We start from the raw sequence: 6,739 nt of genomic DNA, 5'->3' as shown, positions 1-6,739 counted from the left end.
TCAGTGATAGTGGCTTTGGTGAGTCTTGAGGGGGGGGGGGGCCCCCACCCGGCGCCCTCTCTGGGGGGGGCTGTGCGCCCCGCCCCCCGCTGCCCGCCGCCGGCCGCCGCCCCCTGTCCCTGAGCGCGGCGGCCGGACGCCTGGTCAGGCGTCGGTCTTGGCCAGCTCGGGGCTGGAGTTCCGCTCGGCCGCGCCGCCCGAGGCGACGACGGTGGCGGCCGACTTGGTGCCGCGGATCAGGAACGGGACGACGCCGGCGACGGCGCAGACGACGGCCGCGACCCAGAACGCGTGCTTGTAGGCGTCCAGGGTGGGCAGCAGCAGCGGGATCTGCGGCGGCAGCTTCATGGTGTCGCCGGTCAGGATGGCGGCCATCACGGCGGTGCCGATCGCGCCACCGACGGTGCGCAGCACGGCGTTCATGCCGTTGGCGATGCCGCTCTGCTCCACCGGGACGGCGCCGTTGATGTACGCCGGCATCGCGGAGAACGCCAGGCCGATGCCCAGGCCGAAGATCGCCGAGGAGGTGTAGATGTCGCCCTCGTGGCTGTGCCGCACGGCCAGGTAGGCCATCGCGACGGCACCCAGGACGCCACCGAGGACCAGCGGCAGGCGCGGGCCGCGGCGGGCGATCAGCATCGCGCCGACCGGAGCCGCCACCATCGAGCCGATCGCGGACGGCAGCAGCAGCAGACCGGCGTGCAGGACGGTCGCGGTGAAGCCGTAGTGGGTGAGCTTCTCCGGGGTCTGGGCGAAGTTGCTGATCACCATGAACGAGCCGTACATGCCGAAGCCGATCAGCAGGCCGGCCAGGTTGGTGAAGGCGACGGCCGGACGGGACATCATCTTCATGTCCACCAGGGGGTGCGCGACCTTGGTCTCGATGACCCCCCAGATCAGGGCGACGACGGCGGCCACGGCGAACAGGCCGAGGGTCTTGGTCGAGGTCCAGCCCCAGTGGTTGCCCTGGCTGACCGCGACGAGCAGGGCGGAGAGCCAGCCGGCCAGGGTGAGGGCGCCGAGCGGGTCGGCGCCGCCCTCCTTGTCGGTGACCGGGTCGGACGGGACGCGGAACGCGACCAGGGCGACCGCGATCAGGCCGAAGACCAGGCCCATCCAGAAGATCGACTTGTAGCTCCAGTGCTCCAGCAGGAGACCGGTCGCGACCAGGCCGAGGCCGGAGCCGACACCCATCGAGGCGCTGATGGCGGCGACGCCGCCGGTCACCTTCTGCTTGGGCAGCTCGTCGCGGACGATGCTGATCGCCAGCGGGAGCACGCCACCGCCGGCGCCCTGAAGGACGCGGGCGACGACCAGCCAGGTGAAGGAGTGGGTGCTGACCGCCAGTGCCGAACCGGCGACCAGACCGGCCAGCGAGATCAGCAGCATCGGCTTACGGCCCCGGAGGTCGCCGAAGCGGCCCAGCAGGGGAGTCAGCACGGCGGCGGAGAGCAGGTTGGCGGTCATCAGCCAGGTGATGCTGGACGCGGAGACGCTCAGTTCCTTGGCCAGCGAGGGCAGGATCGGGACGACCGCGGTCTGCACCACGCTGAACGACAGCATCGCCAGGATGAGGGCCGGCAGGACCCGGGCGCTGCTCTGCTTCTCGGCCGCGGTGGTGGGCTGTGGTGCCTCACTCACGGTTGCTTCCTCCCGTACATAGTGAATGAACTGAAGTAACCATGCCGGGAGATACTTCAGAGTGTCAAATATCCATTGGTGACGCTTTGGCAAAATCGAAGGATTCCGGCCGGGTGGCGGCCGGGACGGGGCATGCCGAGGGCCCCGGACCGAGGGGTCCGGGGCCCTGGGGGCGAGGGGTCAGGCGAACGGGCGCAGCACGGCCGGGCGGGGGGTCTCGGCCACCGGGGTGGCTGCCGGGGTCGCCGGGGCGGCGGCCGTGTTGTCGTGGACCTCGACGTGCTCGCGGCGCAGCTCGTCCCGGATCACCTCCTCGGCGGTGTAGCGCTCCACCACCAGGCGGACCCGCTCGATCGGGGTGAGGTACTTGCGGACCACCGGGCGCTCCTCGCGCAGGGTGACCTCCTCCACCGCCTCGGCGATCTCCTTCTCGGTGAGCGAGGCGCGCTCGGCCTCGCTCACCGGCATCCGCTCCACCCGGACGCGCTCGCGGACCACCGGGACGCGGCGCTCGACCTGCTCGCTGGTCACGTACTTGCGCAGCTTCGCGGTGCCCACGATGTGCCAGTCCGTGGTGATGTCCAGGCGCTCCTCGCGGCAGGTGATCTCCACCGGGCCGTTGGGGGACGAGGTGGCCGGGCCGGTCGAGCGCTCCGAGACCGGCGCGGCCATGACCGAGTTCGTGGTCGCGGTGGTCGTCACGACCGGGGCGGGCTGCGGCTTGGGCTCGGTCGTCGTGGGGGCTGCTGCGGGCGCGGGGGTGTTGAGGGTCCGCACGTTGACCTCCGTCGCGGTGCCGGTGGGGTCGGCAGGGGTGGTGGTCGGGGCGGGGCCGAGGGAGTGGAAGGTGATGGGCTTCACGGGCTCGGCCGCCGAGGTGGTGCCGAAGTCGAGGTCGGGCCGCGCCGGTCGGTCACCCTCGCGGCCGATGGGCCGGTCGGCGTCCCGGCCGGCTGGGCGGTCACCGTCCCGGCCGATGGGCCGGTCACCCTCGCGGCCGACGGGCCGGTCGGCGTCCCGGCCGGCTGGGCGGTCACCGTCCCGGCCGATCAGCCGGTCACCCTCGCGGCCGACAGGCCGGTCGGCGTCCCGGCTGACCGGCCGACCGTTCGCCGGGGTGTCCAGGCCGTAGTAGCGGTAGAGCTGGAGCTCCTGGGCGGGCGACAGGTGCTGGCCGACGCCGAAGTCCGGCGACTCCTTCACCAGCGACTTGTCGTACGGCACCCGGAGCTCGTCGCCGGAGAACTCGCTGGTGGTGAGCGGGACGAAGGCGTCCCGGCCGAAGATGCCGGTCCGGACGGCTGCCCACTCCGGCTGGCCGGTGGCGTCGTCCAGGTAGACCTCGTCGACCGTGCCGATCTTGTCTCCGTTGCGGTCGACCGCCTTGTGGCCGATGAGGTCCCGGGGATCGATGTCGGTTTGCACTCTTTCCTCCAGTGCGCTGCGCCTGCGGAACTCCCGCAGGACCGTGGCCGGAGCACCCGTTCCGCCTGCCACTTCACACCAAAGGCCATGAATCGGACGGGCGCGACCGGGGTGCGCCGGACGGGCTTCGGGCTGGACCGTCCGGGGGACGCGCGTAGACCCGGAGTGACCCGACGCGGCCGTGATCAGGGGGCCTGCCGCTGGTACCCTGGGCGGCGACCGCCGAGCCCGCTCGGGAGAGTCCCCGGCCACGGAAAGCGCTGGTCGGGGCGCCGAAGGAGCAACTCCTCCCCGGAATCTCTCAGGCATCCGTACCGTGTGGGGTAGGTCACTCTGGAAAGCAGGGCAGGACCGTCGGCAGGGAGCCGACGGCCACCACCCTCACCGACGGTGCAAGCCGGCGGCGTGCCACAGCGCGCCGTGCGGGTGAAGCTCTCAGGTCCCGATGACAGAGGGGGAGGCCTGTCGGGTTCGCCCGCCCGGGTCGAATCGCTGTCCGCAGCGGCTCCGGCCGGCCGGCGTGCGCACCCCCGCCGGTCCGTGACCAGGAGGCCTCGACCACCATGAACGCCCAGCCGAACGCGGGACGCCCCACCGGCGCCTCGACCCTCACCGAGCTTGAGCTGGCCAGCCCCTTCGAGAACCGCCACATCGGCCCCGACGACGCCGCGCAGCAGAAGATGCTGGCGTCCATCGGCTACGGCTCGCTGGACGAACTCGCCGCCACCGCCGTTCCCGAGGCGATCCGCTCCATCACCGGCCTGGACCTGCCCGGCGGCCGCAGCGAGGCGCAGGTGCTCGCCGAACTGCGCGAGCTGGCGAGCCGCAACCAGGTGCTCCAGCCGATGATCGGCCTGGGCTACTACGGGACCTTCACCCCGCCGGTGATCCTGCGCAACGTCATGGAGAACCCGGCCTGGTACACCGCCTACACGCCGTACCAGCCGGAGATCTCCCAGGGCCGCCTGGAGGCGCTGCTCAACTTCCAGACCCTGGTCTCCGACCTGACCGGCCTGCCGACCTCCGGCTCCTCGCTGCTCGACGAGGGCACCGCGGCCGCCGAGGCGATGGCGCTCGCCCGCCGCGTCACCAAGGTCAAGGGCGGTGTCTTCCTGGTCGACGCCGAGACCCTGCCGCAGACCACCGCGGTGATCAACACCCGCGCGGTGCCGACCGGTGTCGAGGTCGTCGTCGCCGACCTGTCCGAGGGCATCCCGGCCGAGATCGCCGAGCGCGGCGTCTTCGGCGTGCTGCTCCAGTACCCGGGCGCCACCGGTGTGGTCCGCGACCTCACCCCGGTCATCGAGCAGGCGCACGGCCTCGGCGCGATCGTCGCGGTCGCCGCCGACCTGCTGGCGCTGACCCTGCTCGCCTCGCCGGGCTCGCTCGGCGCCGACATCGCCTGCGGCACCTCGCAGCGCTTCGGCGTGCCGATGGGCTTCGGCGGCCCGCACGCCGGCTACCTGTCGGTGCGCGCCGAGTACGCCCGCTCGCTGCCCGGCCGCCTGGTCGGCGTCTCGGTCGACGCCGACGGCAACCGCGCCTACCGCCTGGCGCTGCAGACCCGCGAGCAGCACATCCGCCGCGAGAAGGCCACCAGCAACATCTGCACCGCCCAGGTGCTGCTCGCCGTCATGGCCTCGATGTACGCCGTCTACCACGGCCCGGACGGCCTGGCCGACATCGCCCGCCGCACCCACCGCTACGCCGCCGCCCTCGCCGAGGGCCTGCGGGCCGGCGGCGTCGAGCTGCTGCACGGCGAGTTCTTCGACACCGTCACCGCCGTCGTCCCGGGCCGTGCCGCCGAGATCGCGGCCGCCGCCCGCGCCAACGGCGTCAACGTCCACCAGGACGGCGCGGACCGGATCTCGGTCTCCACCGACGAGACCACCACCCGCGAGCACCTGGCCGCCGTCTGGGCCGCGTTCGGCGTCCCCGCGGTCGAGGTCGCCGAGGGCGCCGACGCGCTGCCGGCCGCGCTGCTGCGCCAGGACGAGTACCTGACCCACCCGGTCTTCCACAGCCACCGCTCGGAGACCGCCATGCTGCGCTACCTGCGCCGCCTGTCGGACCGGGACTACGCGCTGGACCGCGGCATGATCCCGCTGGGCTCCTGCACCATGAAGCTCAACGCGACCACCGAGATGGAGGCCGTCACCTGGCCGGAGTTCGGCCAGCTGCACCCCTTCGCGCCGATCGAGCAGGCCCAGGGCTTCCTCAGCCTGATCCGCGAGCTGGAGCGCCAGCTGGTCGAGGTGACCGGCTACGACGCCGTCTCGATCCAGCCGAACGCGGGCTCGCAGGGCGAGCTGGCCGGCCTGCTGGCCGTCCGCGCCTACCACCACGCCAACGGCGACACCCAGCGCGACGTCTGCCTGATCCCGTCCTCCGCGCACGGCACCAACGCGGCCTCCGCGGTGATGGCCGGCATGCGCGTGGTCGTGGTGAAGACCCTGGTCGACGGCGACGTGGACGTCGAGGACCTGAAGGCCAAGATCGAGCAGCACCGGGACAGCCTCTCCGTGCTGATGGTCACCTACCCGTCCACCCACGGCGTGTACGAGACCCAGATCACCGACATCTGTGCCCTGGTGCACGAGGCCGGCGGCCAGGTGTACGTGGACGGTGCCAACCTGAACGCCCTGGTCGGCCTCGCCAAGCCGGGCAAGTTCGGCGCGGACGTCTCGCACCTGAACCTGCACAAGACCTTCTGCATCCCGCACGGCGGCGGCGGCCCGGGCGTCGGTCCGGTCGCGGTGCGTGCCCACCTGGCGCCGTACCTGCCGAACCACCCGCTGCAGCCGGAGGCCGGCCCGGCCACCGGGGTCGGCCCGATCTCGGCGGCGCCGTGGGGCTCGGCGGCCATCCTGCCGATCTCCTGGGCGTACGTCCGGCTGATGGGCGGCGAGGGCCTCAAGCGCGCGACCCAGGTCGCGGTGCTGAACGCCAACTACATCGCCAAGCGGCTGGCACCGCACTTCCCGGTGCTCTACACCGGCCCCGGCGGGCTGGTCGCGCACGAGTGCATCATCGACCTGCGCCCGCTGACCAAGGAGACGGGCGTGACGGTGGACGACATCGCCAAGCGCCTGATCGACTACGGCTTCCACGCGCCGACGATGTCCTTCCCGGTGGCCGGCACGCTGATGATCGAGCCGACCGAGTCCGAGGACCTGCACGAGATCGACCGGTTCTGCGACGCGATGATCGAGATCCGGGCCGAGGTCGACAAGGTCGGCTCGGGCGAGTGGGCGGCCGCGGACAACCCGCTGCGCAACGCCCCGCACACCGCCGCCGAGCTGGCCGGCGACTGGGCGCACGGCTACTCGCGGCAGGAGGCGGTCTTCCCGGCGGGTGTGAACCCGGCGGACAAGTACTGGCCGCCGGTCAGCCGGATCGACGGCGCGTACGGCGACCGCAACCTGGTCTGCTCCTGCCCGCCGCTGGAGGAGTACGGCGTCTGATCCGGACCGGACGTACGGCAGCGGCGCGAGGCCCCCGTGCCGCGGGCCGCCGCCCCGTTTTGTGGGGGCGCCGCGGGCGCCCGCGCGGGGGGGTCGGCGCGGGGGGGGGCGCGCGCGCGCCGCGGCGGAGGAAGACGCCCCGGCGCGCGGCGCGGCGGCGGGAGGCGCGGGGGGGCGCGGTAGTGTCGGGGGCGGGGGGGTGGTGGGCG

3 protein-coding genes, 1 pseudogene and 1 riboswitch are annotated in these 6,739 nt (G+C 72.9%); of the genes and pseudogenes, 1 reads left to right on the top strand and 3 read right to left on the bottom strand.

Features of this window, described 5'->3' with window-relative positions; all coding sequences use genetic code 11:
* Positions 1-144: 144 nt before the first annotated feature.
* The 3 genes and pseudogenes from ACFV6I_RS35680 to ACFV6I_RS35670 form a co-directional block, all read right to left on the bottom strand.
* Complete coding sequence (locus tag ACFV6I_RS35680; protein WP_079136056.1) at positions 145-1,641, bottom strand: MFS transporter; 1,497 nt, start codon at positions 1,639-1,641, stop codon at positions 145-147.
* 180 nt (positions 1,642-1,821) lie between these two features.
* Positions 1,822-2,691, bottom strand: a complete 870-nt coding sequence (locus tag ACFV6I_RS35675; RefSeq protein ID WP_380430063.1) for a DUF2382 domain-containing protein — start codon at positions 2,689-2,691, stop codon at positions 1,822-1,824.
* 12 nt (positions 2,692-2,703) lie between these two features.
* Positions 2,704-3,066, bottom strand: a pseudogene (locus tag ACFV6I_RS35670) (PRC-barrel domain-containing protein); the annotation flags it as partial.
* Positions 3,067-3,289: 223 nt separating this feature from the next.
* A riboswitch (glycine riboswitch) is annotated at positions 3,290-3,393 on the top strand.
* A 236-nt stretch (positions 3,394-3,629) separates the two neighbouring features.
* On the opposite strand from ACFV6I_RS35670, the gene gcvP reads away from it, so the two are divergent.
* A complete protein-coding gene (gene gcvP, locus ACFV6I_RS35665) occupies positions 3,630-6,530 on the top strand; it encodes an aminomethyl-transferring glycine dehydrogenase (RefSeq protein WP_380340912.1) in 2,901 nt (966 codons plus the stop codon).
* The last annotated feature ends 209 nt before the right edge of the window (positions 6,531-6,739 follow it).

Source organism: Kitasatospora sp. NPDC059803 (assembly GCF_042732255.1).
In the GTDB taxonomy this organism is placed as follows: domain Bacteria; phylum Actinomycetota; class Actinomycetes; order Streptomycetales; family Streptomycetaceae; genus Kitasatospora.
The sequence above is the reverse complement of the archived record's forward strand: the minus strand, read 5'-3'. Positions and strand labels throughout refer to the sequence as shown.

Coding starts and splice junctions, on each gene's coding strand:
- gcvP (WP_380340912.1), top strand. CDS start 3,630: ATGAACGCCCAGCCGAACGCGGGACGCCCCACCGGCGCCTCGACCCTC.